Below are 17,622 nucleotides of genomic sequence, written 5' to 3'. Positions count from 1 at the left end.
TTGCGAGCATTCTACCGAGTAACACCATACCGCTCATTGTCAGTGATGCTGGCTTTAAAGTGCCATGGTATAAATCCGTTGAGAAGCTGGGTTGGTACTGGTTAAGTCGAGTAAGAGGAAAAGTACAATATGCAGACCTAGGAGCGGAAAACTGGAAACCTATCAGCAACTTACATGATATGTCATCTAGTCACTCAAAGACTTTAGGCTATAAGAGGCTGACTAAAAGCAATCCAATCTCATGCCAAATTCTATTGTATAAATCTCGCTCTAAAGGCCGAAAAAATCAGCGCTCGACACGGACTCATTGTCACCACCCGTCACCTAAAATCTACTCAGCGTCGGCAAAGGAGCCATGGATTCTAGCAACTAACTTACCTGTTGAAATTCGAACACCCAAACAACTTGTTAATATCTATTCGAAGCGAATGCAGATTGAAGAAACCTTCCGAGACTTGAAAAGTCATGCCTACGGACTAGGGTTACGCCATAGCCGAACGAGCAGCTCAGAGCGTTTTGATATCATGCTGCTAATCGCCCTGATGCTTCAACTAACATGTTGGCTTGCGGGCGTTCATGCTCAGAAACAAGGTTGGGACAAGCACTTCCAGGCTAACACAGTCAGAAATCGAAACGTACTCTCAACAGTTCGCTTAGGCATGGAAGTTTTGCGGCATTCTGGCTACACAATAACAAGGGAAGACTTACTCATGGCTGCAACCCTGCTTACTCAAAATCTATTCACACATGGTTACGTTTTGGGGAAATTATGAGGGGATCTCTCAGTACTTAGCACCAATTTCATTAGAAGAAGTTCAAGCAGGTGGTAAAGGTACATTATTAAAACCAAAAACATTTGCAATTGATGTGACTAACTGTTCAGCAACTTCAGCAGATGCTAAGACGATCGGTGTAGTGTGGACTGGCGGTAATTTATTAAGTGGTAGTGAAAAATCAGGTTATTTAGCAAATACTGATATTAATGGTGCAAAAAACATTCAATTCGTTCTATCTGCTGATGATGCGAAGAAATTCATCGTTCCAGGTGCTGCGGCCGGTGAACAACAGCCATCCATGCTAACAAGCAAAATTACTGATGGTTCGCGTTTCCAATATTACGTAGGTTACATCACTGACAAGCCAACAGAAGTTACTGCGGGTGAAGTAAAAAGCTACGCAACTTACGAAATCACTTACCAATAAGAATAGGTTGGTTGTTTTAAATTAGTGTTATTAACGTTGTAGTGAAACACTAATCGATATTATTGCAATAAGCGGTAGAACACTGCCGCTTTTATGTTTTGAGGTTTAAATGAAAGCTATCGTATTAGCATGTTGTTTTATCTTCAGTATTAATTCGTTTGCTAACAATATAATTGTTAATGGTACGAGGTTTATTTACCCTGGAGATGAGAAAGAGATCACAGTACAACTTTCAAATACGGCAGAACGTCCAGCGGTTGCTCAAGCTTGGCTTGATACAGGTAATGCATCAGAAACACCTGATACGATAAAAACCCCATTTCAAATTACCCCTCCTGTTTCTCGAGTAGAAGCAAAGGGTGGTCAAAATTTACGCATAAAGTTGATGGATAAAGGGCAAATTCCTCAAGATAGGGAAAGCTTATGGTGGCTCAATATTCTCGATATTCCGCCTACCGTAAAAGGCAAAGATGGAGAAATGCAGAATGTTTTACAACTAGCAATTCGCTCTCGTTTTAAGTTCTTTTACCGACCTGTTGGGCTAGGTAGCCGAGAATTAGCACCTGAACAGTTAGTTATCAAAACAAATGGTAAGAATATTGTTATTGAAAATCCAACACCTTTTTATATTACGGTTACAAAAATATCCACCGATGGGAAAGTAGGCCTCACAGATAAGACTGTTTTGATAGAACCCAAAAATCAGACATTAGTTGAATTAAAGCAGGCAATTAAGTCAGGTAGTAAGGTTGTTGTTAACAATATTAATGACTATGGTTCAGATGTTGCGGTGACTCTAACTGCAAAATAGGAATATATAATGAAACAGCGAGAGTTAAACAATAAATATAGCAATACACTCTCTGTAGTCTGCTTTATTACGTCATGGATTGTTCCCATATTCTATGCATCAGCGGAAGAAGAAACCTATGAATTCAACAGTGGCTTTATCATGGGAAGTAAAGACAATGTTGACTTAGATCGCTTTAATGCCACAGGGATTAGCCCAGGAAAGTATTCAGTTGATGTATACACGAATAATGATTGGAAAGGGCGTTACGAACTTAATTTTGAAGAACAAAAAAATAAACAATTAGGGGTTTGTTACACCCCAGAGTTACTTTCAAACTTAGGTATTGATACTGAAAAATTTAATTCATCAATTGATAAAAATAGTGACACTTGCCTGCCATTGGATGAGTGGAACAGTGACAAAGAAGTTAAAGATATATTTCATACGTCGACACTTCGTTTAGATATTTCTGTACCGCAAATATATGAACAAAAAATTTCTCGTGGTTATGTCTCTCCCCAATTTTGGGAAACAGGAATTCCTGCGTTAAATATTGGTTATATGGCTAATTACTATGATAGCCATATCAGTGGAAACCAAGGCTCAGACAGCTCTAGCGCTTATTTAGGCGTTAATGCTGGCTTGAGCTATGATGGTTGGCTACTGAAACATATAGGAAATTTGAGTTGGCAGCGCTCTGCGGGGTCGGACTGGAACAGTAATCAAACCTATCTTCAGCGACCCATTGCTGCATTAAAATCAAAAGCGACGGTTGGGCAGTTTTATACGGATGGTAACCTATTTGATAGTTTTGGCTTGAGAGGTGTAAAGCTAACAACTGATGACAATATGTATCCAGATGGGATGACAACTTATGCGCCCGAAATTCGAGGGATCGCTCAAAGTAATGCCTTAGTGACGATTCGGCAAAATGGCAATATTATTTATCAAACAACCGTGTCTCCTGGGCCATTTAGTTTGAATGATGTTTATCCATCCGGCTATGGTAATGATTTGAATGTTACAGTAAAAGAGGCTGATGGTAGTGAGACTAATTTTAGTGTGCCATATTCTTCGTTAGCACAATTATTACGTCCAGGGTTTACGCGTTACCAAATAGCGGGTGGTAAATCTGATTCTGAAAATTTAAGAAATCGTCCTTTTGTTATGCAAGCGACTCTTCAGCATGGGATTAATAATACATTTACTCTTTATGGTGGGGTCACTGCTTTTGATGATTACCAAGCTTATTTGTTAGGAAGCGGTATTAATACTGGGATTGGTGCGGTTGCAATTGATGTAACGCAATCTCGTATTGTATTTAATCATCGTACAGATTATGGGCAAAGTTATCGTTTTACATTTAATAAGTTATTCACTGAAACAGACACAAACCTTGTGTTAGCAGCATATCGATATTCTACGAAAGATTATTACAATATTAATAATGCACTTTATGCCATTGATAACGATAAACGTGGCGTTGTCGATACATTAGGGCGTGAAAAGAATGGTTTCAGTTACACTATTAACCAAAATTTACCTGAAGGTTATGGTGGAATTTATTTCATGGGGCGTATTTCAAGTTATTGGGATAAGTCAGGAACAGAAAAACAATATCAACTAAGTTACAACAATAGCATCAATCGCCTTTCATATGGTTTGTCATTTATGAGGGTGTATACACAAAATAGTCATGATAAAAAAGATGACAGGATCGGTGTGAACTTGAGTATTCCTCTTTATTGGGGAGAGAATCAGGTATCTACCTTAACGTCAAATACTACATTTAATAATGAAAAGTTCGGAAGTAGCCAAATAGGAACCAGTGGTACGTTTGACCGTGATAACAATTGGACATACGGTATCAATACTTCAGTTGCAAATGGTGGTGCGAAAAATATCGGTCTTAATACTAGTTACCGTACATCGTCAGCCAATACAAATGCGAATTACAGCCAAGGTGAAGGTTATCGCCAATATGGTGTAGGCGCAAATGGGTCATTAGTTTTGCACTCTGGTGGAATAACGCTAACGCCGAATAATGCAACCACAATTGCATTGATTGAGGCGAAAGGCGCAGAAGGTGCATCAGTGGTAGGGGCGATGGGGACGACAATTGATAGTCATGGTTACGCTATTGCGCCTTATGTAAGGGCTTATCGCACTAATAAAATCGAAATTGACCCGAAAGGCAGTTCCGAAGATATTATTTTTGAAAATATGTCATCACAAATAGTTCCTTATGAAGGTAGTGTTGTTAAGGTTAAATTTGGTACTAAGATTGAAAAAAATGTGATTTATAACGTTAAAAGGCCTAATAACAAACCTCTACCATTTGGCGCTAATGTGACAGACCAAAAAGGTGAGTCAATCGGTATTGTTGGGCAAGGTGGTATGGTGTTCATTAGCAGTGAAATTGCAACTAATGCCATTATTACGTGGGATAAAGGTCAATGTACATTCTCATTAGCTGCAGGAAATAGTAAGGAAGTTCTATGTCAATAAAAAATCAATGGTTTTGGTATATTGGGGTAGGGTTACTATTTACCGCAAATGGAGTATCTGCAAACAATTGGTGGACAGAACGTATCAATAGGAATAGTTGCGAAAGAACGAACCAGCCTGCATATAGAGTAGATATGAGGCTAGGAAAAATAGTTGTTGATCCTAACCTCCCGGTTGGTAGTGTAATTAAAACGCAAGATTATACAATGAATACCAATCAAACTTACCTCTGGTGCCGTGGAAAGGTGAATATTGAGGCTGAAGTCGTGATGCCTGACCTACGTGATATTGGTGGAAAAGTGTATCAAACGAATGTTGAAGGTATTGGTTTAAAATTCCACCGCTCATCGGGTCGGCAGCATTCTATGACTTACCCAAGTACTTTTCCTATAGATGTGGGATATTATACTACCCCAATGTCATTAAATGATTCTACTTTTACGTTAAGTATAATAAAAACGGCTAAATATACAGGAACCGGAACACTCGCAAGTGGTATCTATACTACTTATGGATATAAACCTAATAACAGTCCAATCTTAGTTAGTTATTTAGATGCAAATGCTATTACTATCGTTTCGCCATCCTGCCAAGTGACAAGTGGTGAAAATCAAAATGTAATGTTAGACCCTATAAAACGAGTTCAATTAACAGCGCGAGACCAACCTGCAGGTGAAAAAGATTTTACAATAAAATTGAAATGTAGTGGTGGTACTAGTTTTACAGGAAAAACTAATATTGATGTGACTTTTAGCGGAATTAAAGCAACGGGTACTCAAGTCAATGGTGTTTTAGCAAACCAAAGCACATATAGCCCAGCAAAAGGAATTGGTGTTCAAGTTATACAGCGAAAAGATAAAAGCCCAATCAATTTTGGCCGCCCATATCATGTAGCATCATTAAATAATAATGATACTAAAGATATCGATATAGAACTTACTGCTCGTTATTTTCAATATGAAGATAGAACTACACCGGGAGAGGTTTATGCTCAAATGCGCTTTGATATTACATATGATTAATTATTAAAAATATCTTATTCAATAATAAAGGTTGATTTCATATTTAGACTCAACCTTTATTCTGTCATTCAAAATGATAATACGTAATTATTATAGGAAAATCATTTTAAATCAACGATTATGCTTTCTGCAGTATACTGTCGCTCTTTATTTGATTGTTCAAATTCATCATTTTTTTCAATTTTTAGTCCGCTTGTATAACCTTGAAAAAACCATTCAATCGGGCAATTTAATGCTTCAGCGATATCAACTAAATGATTAATTGGAATTTTGTTAATACCATTTTCATAACGTGATATTTGTTGTTGGCTTAAATTTAATTTCTCAGCTAAATTAGCGCCTGATAGACCGAGTTCTTTTCTCCGGTTTTTTATTTTAATACCAATTATAGTATGAATGTCCATATGACATCCTCAATTTATAGGAAAGATTATTATTCAATGCACTTAATTTAAATTACGCTCGATAGTATATTAAAAAACAAATGAATTTAAAAGTTTTTATGAACATAATTATGATGAGAATCTCTATTTATAACTTGTTCATTTGCAGTATAATAACATTATTTATGATGTGGTTATTATAATTACATAAGTAAAAATATCTATATTTATTATTCCCCACGGTGAGGTCTTTAAATTTAATTTTTAATATCTTATTTCCGCCTCTCAATTTTGTTAAATTTTTGATTTAAAATCAGCTAGTTATAATTTCTATTATAACACTGGTGTTATAGTGGTAAAGTTAATGGATCGTTTTAAAATGTTAATTTTTTGTTTTGGCTGATTTAATCTAAATAATCGTTTTTTAAAAATAAAGGTACAGATCAATAATATTAATCATATACCAATTTAATTGATATTAAATACAATCTTAAATCATCTTAAATGATTACTTAGAGAATGGATCATGTTTAGCATTTTGATTCCATATGTATTCCATTTTAAGTGCGATATTACTTGCAATACTTTGGTCATAAAAATCGCAAATAATCTGTAATGACATATCAATACCTGCACTAATGCCTGATGAAGTATAAAACTTATTATCATGAACCCATCTAGCTTTCGGTTGCCATAACACTTGGTTATTAAGAGAAGTTACCCACTGATAAGATAGCTTATTTGTCGTAGCTTTAAAGCCATTTAAAAGAGACGTTTGAGCAAGAAGTGCGGAGCCAGTACAAACGGAAATGACAGTCTCTGCAAACTCGGCTTGTTTTTTTAGCCACTGAATATACTGATCATTTTTCGATAATGAGCGAGTACCTTGCCCTCCAGGTATCAAAATACATTGATAGCAAGGGGTCTGAATAGGTAAGGTATTAAGTGTAACTCCCTGAGAACTGCGCATGGGCTCTCCTGAAGGTGAGATAAATACAATTTGGCAATCTTTTAAGCTACCAAATACTTCAACAGGCCCCATGACATCAAGGGTTTCAAAATTATCAAAAAGGATAATTGCGATAGAGTTTAGCGACATATTTTTCTCAGATGTTGTCATTGTTGAGTATATTGTGCCACGTTATATATTTTATGATTGGGATTTTGTGCACTCTAATATACTTATATTACTTAGTGATAAACAAAATTTCATAAGCGTGATAAAGCATAAATATGGGCACTGAAGTATACTGTATAAAACCTATTGGGCTTTTAATACCAAACTAGCGAGGTTAACAATGAAATTATATATTTATGATCACTGCCCATTTTGTGTCAGAGCAAGAATGATTTTTGGTTTAAAAAAGTTAGCGGTAGAGCAAATTGTGTTATTCGATGATGACATCGAAACACCGACAAAAATGATTGGTCGGAAAATGTTGCCTATTCTACAAAAGATGATGGGAGTTATTTACCTGAAAGCTTAGATATTGTGCATTATGTAGATAGCATTAATGAACCTAAATATGCAGGAGGAAACATAACCCCTGAAATAGAGGCTTGGTCTAAAGCGGTTTCTGTTGTGGTATATAAGCTTGTGACACCACGTTTTACACAAACTGATTTCCCTGAAATTAGTACAGCAGAAGCCAGAGCTGCATATATCGCTAGAACATCAAAATCTTATGGTGATTTAAACGAGCTTAAAAAAGAAACGCATACGCTGCTAGTTGAATTAGAGCCCCAACTGTCGTTATTAGATGCGTGGCTAGAAACACGGGGGGAGGTCATTGATATTAATGATTTTATTATTTTTCCAACTTTACGTAGTTTGAGCATAGTTGAGCACTTAGCATTTAGCACAAACATTCGCAACTATATGGAACGAATTGCAAAATCTTCGAATATTAATTTGTTATTTGATAAGGCTAAATAGTCTATCTAGCTGCCAGTTTAGTGTTTTTTGGCAAACGTTTACCGCCTCTAAAAGAGGCGGGTTATATTCGTTAATTGACGTAGTCACGTAGTGTATATACTAACTTGTAATGGCCTTGAGTTAACACTAGTTTGTTGTTTTTCAATGAAATTATCGCACCTTCAGACAGTGCTCGATTTATCATTGAATCCCATTTGGATAAATCTTCATCAACGCATTCGAGTTCAGTCCTACTTAAATTTTTTACGGTAATTTTTGCGTTTTTGATATTGCCAAATCCGTTGAAATCATTACACATTGATGCAGAAACAAACATTTTTTCGCCAAAAGCAAGGAAAGGGGCGGTCTGTTTACTGTTAATCGTCTTACCATTTACTTCAGTTAAAATAAAACGGTGGTGCATCAATTTATTTTCAAGTGCTTGGTCATCATTACGCGCATTGACTTGATGAGTTTGGCATGCTGCTAGCAATAAACCCAAAATAGTAAGTGGAATTAGGCGTTTCATAATCCCAGATCCAACTATGCGTTAACAATATTAGGGCAAGTTTCCCCACAACTAATTTGACGGATATTATTTAGCGTAGTTTGACTGATACTTGTTAATGCTTCTTCTGTTAAAAACGCCTGATGCCCAGTAAATAACACATTATGACAAGAAGAAAGTCGACGAAAAACATCATCTTGTATTACGTCATTAGATTTATCTTCGAAGAATAAATCACGTTCATTTTCATATACATCCATACCTAATGCGCCAATTTTTTGTGATTTTAGTGCATTAATGGCGGCAACAGAATCGACTAACGCACCTCGACTTGTATTGATGATCATGACCCCATTTTTCATCTTCTTGAATGCATTTTCATCGAGTAGGTGATGATTTTCAGGTGTTAATGGGCAATGAAGAGAAATAATATCTGATTGTTCATATAGAGTATCTAAGTCAACATATTCAGCACCCAAATCTAAAACAGCTTGGTTTGGGTATGGGTCATGTGCGAGTAAACGCATTCCAAAGCCCTTTAAAATATGTAGTGTCGCTTGGCCAATTTTCCCGGTACCGATAATGCCAGCGGTGCGGTTATGCATATTAAAACCTGTTAATCCCTCGAGAGAGAAATTTGCATCTCGCGTGCGCTGGTACGCCCGGTGGATCCGGCGATTAAGGCATAGCATCATCCCAACTGCGTGTTCTGCAACGGCTTCAGGAGAATAAGCAGGGACTCGAACAACTTGGATACCTAATTCTTTAGCTGCTTGTAAATCAACATTGTTAAAGCCAGCACAACGTAAAGCTAAAATTCGAATATTGAGTGCGGCAAGTTCTTCTAAAACAGCACGATTAGCTTCGTCGTTAACGAAAATACAGATAGCGTCGGCACCAACAGCATTTTTCGCTGTCTGAACCGTCAATGGAAAATCAAAATATTCAATACTAAAATTAAATCCAGAATTTTGATTAACTTGTTCCATGTGCTTGCGGTCATACTGTTTGGTACTATAAGAAACAATTTTCATCATAAAGACTCCAATTTTTAGGAACCAATTAGAAAAGAGTAGGTAAAAAGGTGTACCTACAAAATATAAACTCAGAATAAGACAATTAAGTTTGTAAATCACCTATAAATTAAGAAAATAGGTATCTGTTTACGATTGAATGTGGTTTATCTTTGCTAGTATCGCGTTTAGTGAGACGATTTTGTTGAAATTTATCATTTGCGCTACAGAACAATTCAAACAAGGGACGTAGTAATGCAGTTAATGAAAAGAGCATTCAGAATATTACTCTGCTTTTTGGGTGGAAGCATTGCTCTCTTAATACTTTTATGGATAACGATATCCCATTGGGCTCCTGTTGTTGCATCATACTATCTTCCTAAGCCATTTAAACTGTCGTTTTCAGAACCAAGAATCAGTCATGGCCAATTGGGTATAGCAAATATCAGTATAACAGCAAATGATTGCACATTAGTTCAGTTGAATAGCACAAGGCTTTCAATCTTTCCCTTGCATGCTATTGTGGATGCCCTTGATGTTAAAACTGAATGTTTGAGTGCTCTTGAGCCAACGAATGAAACAGATAATGATCCGATTAATATTGCAGATATTATTGATAATATTCCTGTTTTTTCATTAGTCATAAATAATGCCAATATACAGCCATGGAGTGATTACCAAGGCAGTATCTGGTTACGTAAAAATCAGGTTACCCCTCTAGAATTTGATTTTAGCGGCGACAATTTAAGGTTGTCATCTTTAATAAACAGGGAACACCAATTAGTCATTCAAAATTTTTTAGCATTTCTACCAGAACAAAAGCAAACAATAGAATTATTTGGTGATGTGCAACTCCCCTTAATGGCAAATCAGCTTCCAGAAAAAGGCGAGCTGAATGCTTATTTTAAGTTAATCAACCCAGAAAAATTCTTACAAGCTAAATTCAGTTGGTTGAATGACCAAGGCGTCCTTAGTGTCATGGATACAGACACAAAGGAAGAATTGCTTTATTTACCATGGTTACTATCGCCTTCTAGAATACAAATAGCGCAAGGGAAGTGGCAATGGAAAGAAGCAGATATTCCTTTACAAGGCGGTATCAGCCTTCAAGTTGATAACTGGAATAATACATTAAGTGAAATGGTATTTTCTGGGCGTATTAATATGCTCACACAAGCAAAGAAAGGGAAAGCCAATATTGTCTTAGCGGTGCCATCTACCCAGATAAATTTACTCGATGCTGATATTAACTTTAGGTTACATGGCCAAGTTAAATATGATGATATGGTGCTGGATATTAATTTACCAGCCAAGGTTTCAGGCCAGTTAGCCACGCCAAAAGTTTCTTTTTTATCCAGTTCATTATTAAGAGCTTATGGCCGTCTCTCTGAAACACTGGTTCTTAACGAAGTTAGATTACCACTCGCGGGGACATCGTTAGGTGAAGATGGCATTTCAGGGCGTTTGCAAGCTATTCTAAAAATTAAAGAGCAATATTGGGGGGATTTTGATATTCATTTGGATGGTAAAGCTGATAAATTCAACTTGGATAAAGGAAAATGGTTTTGGAATTATTGGGGAAATGCCAACTTACCGTCATTATCGGCTAATTGGGATATTAAGGGTAATGGGAGTTGGCAGGACACTTTAATCACATTAAATAGCTTAAATACAGGGTTTGACCAAATACAATATGGGCTCTTATCGATGAGGGCTCCGCGTTTACAACTAAGTAAGCCATTAGTTTGGCAACGAGATCAGAATAAAGCCAATTTTAATGGACAATTACAGCTTACCAGTGAACGAATGCAATTTGGTACTGAAAGTTATCTACCAAAAATTACATTAGATGCGGATCTTAGTGGAAAATCTCCCGCTGAATTTCAACTTAAAGGTGATTTAAGCACTAAAGATGTCGGGCCAATCGTCATATTTGGGCGCTGGGACGGTGAAAGATTAAGAGGGGAAGCGCGTTGGCCTGAACAGTCAGTCACGGCTTTTCAAACATTAATTCCTGCTGATCTTGGAATTGAATTAAAACAAGGAAAATTATTTTCTCAAGCTGCATTCTCAATAACACCAGAAGATGGTTTTATTGCAGGAGGACACTGGCGTGTAGAAAATACTAGCCTTTGGTTAAAAGATGGTGAGTTATCAGGATTAGACTTTGTTTTACCATGGCGTTTAAAACAAAGTACTTGGACTTTAGGGGGGAAGGCGCCCGTTGAGTTACGTATTAAACAGCTCAATAATTTATTTGAATTGACGGATATTAAAGCCGATCTTTCTGGCTCATATCCACCAACGGAAAATATGCCGTTAAAACTGACTAATGTGGGCTTTAAAACCTTAGGGGGTGAGGTATCGATGGATTTACTGCGCTGGCCACAAACCCATGCCTCCTCGATAAAATTAAAACAGATTGAACTTAGTCAGTTATTTACCATATTAAAAGTGTCACAATTTGCTGTTTCAGGTAAAGTTAATGGTGAGTTACCTTTTTATTTAAATAATCCAGAGTGGATAGTTAAAGATGGGTGGTTAGAAAATAGTGGGCCATTAACGTTACGGTTAGATACTCAATTTGTTGATTCCATCCGAGAGGATAATATATCTGCGGGTTCCGCTATGGGGTGGCTACAATATTTGGAAATAAAACGCAGCCGTACAGACGTTAATGTTACAAACTTAGGGTTGTTAAATATGAAAACAATCCTTGAAGGGTATAACACGCAAGAAAAGAAAAAACGTGAAGTTCATTTGCATTATCAACATGAAGAAAATATCTTTCAATTATGGCGTAGTTTACGATTTGGTAGCTCTTTAGAAGAGTGGTTGGAAAAAAATTTATAATGAGCATAAGAATGAACGTGAAAATATTAAAATTTACTACAGCTATATCGATTGCGTTATTGTTATCAGCTTGCTTACGAGTTGAGGTCGCAACACCGGATAAGCCCATCAATATTAATATGAACGTAAAAATTGAACATGAAATCCAAATAAAAGCGGATAGGCAAGTAGAAGAATTATTAAAAGAAAATAGTGATTTGTTCGGAGAGGTAAATCCCAAATGAGTCGAATTATCAAAGTACTAGCGCTATGTTCATTATTGACTACTTTTCAGGCTGTAGCAATTACAGTGGATGAAGCCAAAGAAACAGGCCTATTGGGGGAAACATTGTCAGGGTATTTAGCTCCAATTAATACAAATAATCAGGAGGCCACCAAGCTAGCAGCGCAAATAAACCAAGAACGGGAAAAAAGATATAGCGAAATTGCTGCAAAAAATAACCTAAAAACTAATGACGTTGCAAGGATAGCAGGACAGAAGCTCGTAGAAAGGGCGAACTCTGGGGAATTTGTACGTGGAATTAATGGTCAATGGCTACAAAAGAAATAAAAAGCGCACTCAGAAAGTGCGCAAAATATAACAATGGTAGTTTTGGGTCTTAATAATATATTACTTAGAAAGTCTAGATCTTAAGCGATAATCGTATTGATATGGCTTTGTGCTTGTTGATGCGCTCGTTCGACTGACTCTTGGCCTAACGACGTGCCTTCAGCAAAAATAAACTCAACGTCGGTAATACCAATGAAATTTAGAAATAGTGTTAAATAAGGCACCATGGTGTCTGTTGGTGTGTCTTTGTAGATACCGCCTCGGCTCGTTAATATATAGGCGCGTTTGTCTTTTAATAAGCCGACAGAACCTTGTTCTGTATATTTAAACGTGTGGCCTGAGCGAGCGATAAAGTCGAAGTAATGTTTTAAGTGGGAAGAAATCGTAAAGTTATACATTGGGGCTGCAATAACAATTATATCGTGAGCTTTAATTTCCTCAATTAACGTATTTGACAGGTCCAAATGTGCTTGTTGTTGTTCTGTTTTCGTGTCACTTGGGCCAAAAGCTGCTAAAATTTCACCGTCAATCGCTGGAATTGGTTCTTTGACTAAATCTCGTACAGTTACTGTATCTGCTGAGTGTTTTTCCTGCCATTGTTGAATAAAGTAATCTGCCATTTTATTGCTTTGTGAATAGTCAGCCAGAATACTTGATTTCAATAGTAATACTTTACTCATGTGTTCCTCTATGTTTAGGTGAAATTTTATTGGTAATGATACGTGAGGTGTAACTGATTGATAGGAAAAAAATTAGATAGCCTTCTTCAAAAAAATTGATGGTATTTTCATGTGATAACAACAATTAAAAATAAAAACAAAATTTAGCCCTCACAAATTGCGAAGTGGATTGGCTAGCGTGCATTGAAATTTATTAAAGATAAGGATTTAACAGGTGAAATCCATACTGACAGCATTAACCGCTGATATTGGACAAACTTCATTACGTGACCAATGGTTACTGAAAAAAAGAGTGCAAGGTATTGCAAAGATCCAGAACGAAAAATCGCGCTCTGCGGTACTTGACGCTATTAAAATAGATATTGAGAAAGCCAAACAAAGAGTTGAACTTAAACGATTAAACTCACCTAAAATTGTGTATCCAGATAATTTACCGGTTAGCCAGAAAAAAGACGTTATTTTAGATGCCATTAAAAAGCATCAAGTTGTTATTATTGCAGGTGAAACTGGGTCAGGTAAAACAACGCAGATCCCAAAAATCTGCCTTGAACTTGGCAGAGGGGTTCTAGGGTTTATTGGGCATACACAACCAAGACGGTTAGCTGCACGCTCAGTCGCAACACGTCTTGCTCAAGAGCTTGAATGTGAATTAGGTTCAAATGTTGGTTATAAAGTCCGTTTTAGTGACCAAGTGAGTGAAACGACTCAAGTCAAATTGATGACTGATGGTATCTTGCTTGCAGAATTACAAAATGACAAATTGCTGTTGCAATATGACACTATTATTATCGATGAGGCTCACGAAAGAAGCCTTAATATCGACTTTATTTTAGGTTACTTACGTCAATTATTACCGAGACGTCCTGATTTAAAAGTGATTATTACATCGGCAACCATTGACCCTGAGCGTTTTTCGAAGCACTTTAGTCACGCTCCGATTGTTGAAGTATCTGGGCGAACTTATCCCGTTGAAGTTCGTTATCGCCCTATTATTGGAGAGCAAAACGATAGTGACCGTGACCAAATTGATGGGATCATAGATGCGGTAAATGAACTGTCGGTTGAAGGTAATGGCGATATATTGATTTTTATGAGTGGTGAGCGGGAGATCCGTGATACTGCTGATGCGTTATCAAAACTTTCTTTACGTCACACTGAAATTTTACCTCTTTTCGCAAGGCTCTCTAATAGTGAGCAAAATCGCATCTTCCATCCTCATGGGGGGCGGCGGATCATTCTTGCAACAAACGTAGCAGAAACATCATTAACTGTACCGGGTATCAAATATGTCATTGATACCGGTTATGCGCGAATTAGTCGTTATAGTTACCGAACAAAAGTGCAACGCCTTCCTGTTGAAGCTATCTCTCAGGCTTCAGCTAACCAACGTAAAGGGCGCTGTGGCCGTGTTTCTGATGGAATTTGTATTCGTTTATACTCAGAAGATGACTTTCTATCACGTCCAGAATTCACGGATCCTGAAATTTTACGGACGAATTTGGCATCAGTTATATTACAAATGACTTCTATTGGTCTTGGTGATATCTCTGCATTTCCATTTGTGGAGGCTCCAGATAAACGTAACATCCAAGATGGTGTGAAATTACTGGAAGAGCTAGGTGCAATTAAGTCCCACAAACAGGCGGATAAAGGCTATCAATTAACGGATACAGGTAGGCAACTAGCCCAGCTTCCTGTTGACCCAAGGCTCGCTCGGATGGTGATTGAAGCTCGTAAACATGGTGCAGTACGTGAAACAATGGTGATTGTTTCTGCATTATCAATTCAAGACCCGAGAGAGAGACCGTTAGAAAAACAGCAAGCTGCTGATGAAAAACATCGGCGTTTCCATGATAAACAATCAGACTTCTTAGCCTTTTTAAACCTTTGGGATTATTTAAAAGAACAACAAACGCAGCTTTCTAACGCCCAATTTAGAAAAATGTGTCGCCAAGATTTTCTAAATTACTTACGTATTCGAGAATGGCAAGATTTGTATACCCAATTGAGGCAAGTGGTGAAAGAACAAGGTTTTGCCATTAATAGCTCTGAGGCTGATTTTCGGAGTATTCACGTTTCGCTATTGGCTGGTTTGCTTTCACATATTGGCCAAAAAGACGCGGATAAACACGAGTTCACTGGGGCTAGGAATGCACGTTTTACTATTTTTCCAGGGTCGGGTCTATTTAAAAAACCACCCAAATGGGCAATGGTAGCGGAACTTGTTGAGACATCGAAATTATGGGGAAGAATTGCCGCATCCATCGATGTTGAGTGGGTTGAACCCTTAGCTGAACATTTAACTAAACATAGTTATAGTGAACCTCATTGGTCAAAATCTGAAGGTGCGGTAATGGCATCAGAAAAAGTGACGCTATATGGGCTACCTATTGTTGCATCAAGGCAGGTTAATTATGGGAATGTTGACCCATTACTGTGCCGTGAATTGTTTATTCGTCATGCATTAGTTGAAGGGGATTGGGCTACTCGTCACGCATTCTTTAAAGAAAATCTGAAGTTATTATCTGAAGTTGAAGATTTGGAGCATAAATCACGTCGGCGTGACATTTTAGTTGATGATGAAACATTATTTGCATTTTATGACCAACGGATCCCGAATGATGTGATTTCCTCCCGTCATTTTGATAATTGGTGGAAAACGGCATCTAAGCAACAATCTGACTTGTTAAGCTTTGAAAAGAGCATGCTGATTAAGGAGGACGCCAGTAATGTTTCGGCACTTGATTATCCTAACTATTGGCATCAAGGGGATTTAAAATTTCGGTTGAGTTACCAATTTGAACCTGGAACTGATGCTGATGGTGTGACGGTACATATACCTCTTGCTGTATTAAATCAGGTTCAGAATATTGGCTTTGATTGGCAAGTTCCTGGGCTGCGTCATGAGCTAATCGTTGCTTTAATTAAATCATTACCTAAACCAATTAGACGAAATTTTGTCCCTGCACCTAATTATGCTTCTGCATTTTTAGAGCGAGTGCCAGAGCCTGAAGGCAGTGTACTGGATAAACTTGAACGTGAATTACGCCGTATGACGGGGGTTACTGTTGAACGCGGATCATGGCAACTAGCGCAGCTTCCAGCCCATTTAAAAATGACGTATCGTGTTGTAGGCGACAAAAATAAAACCGTTGCTGAAGGGCAAAATCTTGATGAGCTAAAAAATAGCTTAAAAGAAAAAGTGCAAGAAACGTTATCTGAAGTTGTGGATGACGGTATTGAGCAACACGGGTTACATATTTGGAGTTTTGGCGAATTACCTCAACGTTATGAACAAAAAAGAGGCGGATATTCCGTTAAAGCTTATCCTGCATTAGTTGATGAGAGAAATAGCGTAGGTATCAAGGTATTTGAAACAGAGCTGGAACAACAGCAAGCAATGTGGGCCGGCGTGCGTCGATTGTTGCTGTTAAATATTCCATCGCCAATTAAATATTTGCATGAAAAACTACCAAACAAATCAAAATTAGGTTTGTATTTTAACCCTTATGGCAAGGTGTTAGAGTTAATTGATGACTGTATTGCTTGTGGTGTTGACCAATTAATTGCTAATTTTGGTGGTGCAGTTTGGAATGAAGTGCAGTTTGAAAAATTGAAAGAGTTTGCACGAGCAGAATTAAATGATGTGGTTGTTAATATTGCTAAGCAAGTTGAACAAATATTAACAGCGGTGTTTGCTATCAATAAACGTCTAAAAGGGCGGGTCGATTTTTCGATGGCAATAGCATTATCGGATATAAAAACACAAATGTCGAATCTCGTGTTTAAAGGCTTTGTGACCACTCATGGTTGGAAACGCTTGCCTGATATCCTTCGTTATTTAAATGGGGTAGAGCGGCGATTAGAAAAACTGGCTATTGATCCTAGCCGAGATCGTGCACAACTGAGTAAGGTAGAGCATGTTCAGAATATGTGGCAACAATGGTTAGCTAAATTATCTCCAGTTCAGCGAAATATGCCAGAAGTGCAAGAAATTCGTTGGATGATTGAAGAACTGCGTGTCAGCTTGTTTGCCCAACAATTGGGAACTCCGTACCCAATATCGGATAAGCGGATCATACAGACGATGGAGCACTTGTCTCAACAACTGTAAGAATGATTATTTTACTCGTTGACGCTTCACATATTATTTATGTGAAGCGCTTTTCCTTTTTTAGTCAGTTTAGGCTTTTT

The 17,622-nt window shown here is 37.4% G+C and carries 14 protein-coding genes and 1 pseudogene; 10 read left to right on the top strand and 5 right to left on the bottom strand.

Going from position 1 to position 17,622, the window contains the following annotated elements:
• The 5 genes from G6Q48_RS15865 to G6Q48_RS15845 form a co-directional block, all read left to right on the top strand.
• Positions 1–773 (top strand): IS4 family transposase (locus tag G6Q48_RS15865; protein WP_166267501.1); only part of this gene is annotated, 773 nt, incomplete at its 5' end.
• The gene (locus G6Q48_RS15860; RefSeq protein WP_166267499.1) at positions 748–1,203 is read left to right on the top strand and encodes a fimbrial protein; all 456 of its coding nucleotides are present in this window, start codon (positions 748–750) and stop codon (positions 1,201–1,203) included. The genes G6Q48_RS15865 and G6Q48_RS15860, both read left to right, overlap by 26 nt.
• 109 nt (positions 1,204–1,312) lie before the next feature.
• Entirely contained in the window at positions 1,313–2,014 is a 702-nt protein-coding gene (locus tag G6Q48_RS15855; RefSeq protein WP_102140365.1) for a fimbrial biogenesis chaperone, read from the top strand.
• A 9-nt stretch (positions 2,015–2,023) separates the two neighbouring features.
• A complete protein-coding gene (locus G6Q48_RS15850) occupies positions 2,024–4,504 on the top strand; it encodes a fimbria/pilus outer membrane usher protein (RefSeq protein ID WP_166267497.1) in 2,481 nt (826 codons plus the stop codon).
• Complete coding sequence (locus tag G6Q48_RS15845; RefSeq protein WP_102140366.1) at positions 4,495–5,526, top strand: fimbrial protein; 1,032 nt, start codon at positions 4,495–4,497, stop codon at positions 5,524–5,526. Before G6Q48_RS15850 ends, G6Q48_RS15845 begins: the two co-directional genes overlap by 10 nt.
• 101 nt (positions 5,527–5,627) lie before the next feature.
• Here the strand turns inward: G6Q48_RS15845 and G6Q48_RS15840 are convergent, their stop codons facing one another.
• Both G6Q48_RS15840 and G6Q48_RS15835 read right to left on the bottom strand, forming a co-directional pair.
• A complete protein-coding gene (locus G6Q48_RS15840) occupies positions 5,628–5,930 on the bottom strand; it encodes a helix-turn-helix domain-containing protein (RefSeq protein ID WP_102140367.1) in 303 nt (100 codons plus the stop codon).
• A 487-nt stretch (positions 5,931–6,417) separates the two neighbouring features.
• Complete coding sequence (locus G6Q48_RS15835) at positions 6,418–7,008, bottom strand: DJ-1/PfpI family protein (RefSeq protein ID WP_166267495.1); 591 nt, start codon at positions 7,006–7,008, stop codon at positions 6,418–6,420.
• 199 nt (positions 7,009–7,207) lie between these two features.
• On the opposite strand from G6Q48_RS15835, the pseudogene grxB reads away from it, so the two are divergent.
• Positions 7,208–7,845: pseudogene (grxB, locus tag G6Q48_RS15830) on the top strand (glutaredoxin 2).
• A 70-nt stretch (positions 7,846–7,915) separates the two neighbouring features.
• Here the strand turns inward: grxB and G6Q48_RS15825 are convergent.
• Positions 7,916–8,353 carry an META domain-containing protein gene (locus tag G6Q48_RS15825; RefSeq protein ID WP_102140370.1) on the bottom strand — a complete coding sequence of 146 codons (438 nt, stop codon included), beginning with the start codon at positions 8,351–8,353 and terminating at the stop codon, positions 7,916–7,918.
• A 14-nt stretch (positions 8,354–8,367) separates the two neighbouring features.
• Entirely contained in the window at positions 8,368–9,366 is a 999-nt protein-coding gene (locus tag G6Q48_RS15820; RefSeq protein WP_166267510.1) for a 2-hydroxyacid dehydrogenase, read from the bottom strand.
• 234 nt (positions 9,367–9,600) lie between these two features.
• Here G6Q48_RS15820 and G6Q48_RS15815 point away from each other — a divergent pair, with 234 nt between their 5' ends.
• From G6Q48_RS15815 to G6Q48_RS15805, 3 genes are read left to right on the top strand one after another with little or no spacing between them, the layout of a single operon-like run.
• Positions 9,601–12,198, top strand: a complete 2,598-nt coding sequence (locus tag G6Q48_RS15815) for a YdbH family protein (protein ID WP_239979183.1) — start codon at positions 9,601–9,603, stop codon at positions 12,196–12,198.
• A gap of 11 nt (positions 12,199–12,209) precedes the next feature.
• Positions 12,210–12,422 carry a YnbE family lipoprotein gene (locus tag G6Q48_RS15810; protein WP_102140371.1) on the top strand — a complete coding sequence of 71 codons (213 nt, stop codon included), beginning with the start codon at positions 12,210–12,212 and terminating at the stop codon, positions 12,420–12,422.
• On the top strand, positions 12,419–12,748 hold the full coding sequence (locus G6Q48_RS15805; protein WP_125894796.1) for a YdbL family protein: 330 nt from the start codon (positions 12,419–12,421) through the stop codon (positions 12,746–12,748). Before G6Q48_RS15810 ends, G6Q48_RS15805 begins: the two co-directional genes overlap by 4 nt.
• Positions 12,749–12,828: 80 nt before the next feature.
• On the opposite strand, the gene G6Q48_RS15800 is transcribed toward G6Q48_RS15805, so the two are convergent.
• Positions 12,829–13,428 (bottom strand): FMN-dependent NADH-azoreductase, encoded by a 600-nt coding sequence (locus G6Q48_RS15800; RefSeq protein WP_166267493.1) that lies wholly within the window; start codon positions 13,426–13,428, stop codon positions 12,829–12,831.
• Between the two features lie 214 nt (positions 13,429–13,642).
• Between G6Q48_RS15800 and hrpA the strand changes: the two genes are divergently transcribed.
• Positions 13,643–17,542 carry an ATP-dependent RNA helicase HrpA gene (hrpA, locus tag G6Q48_RS15795; protein WP_166267491.1) on the top strand — a complete coding sequence of 1,300 codons (3,900 nt, stop codon included), beginning with the start codon at positions 13,643–13,645 and terminating at the stop codon, positions 17,540–17,542.
• The last annotated feature ends 80 nt before the right edge of the window (positions 17,543–17,622 follow it).

Origin of the sequence: Providencia sp. M-27 (assembly GCF_011077905.1) — a bacterium.
GTDB classification, from domain to species: domain Bacteria; phylum Pseudomonadota; class Gammaproteobacteria; order Enterobacterales; family Enterobacteriaceae; genus Providencia; species Providencia huaxiensis.
This window is presented reverse-complemented; position numbering and strand designations above follow the sequence as displayed.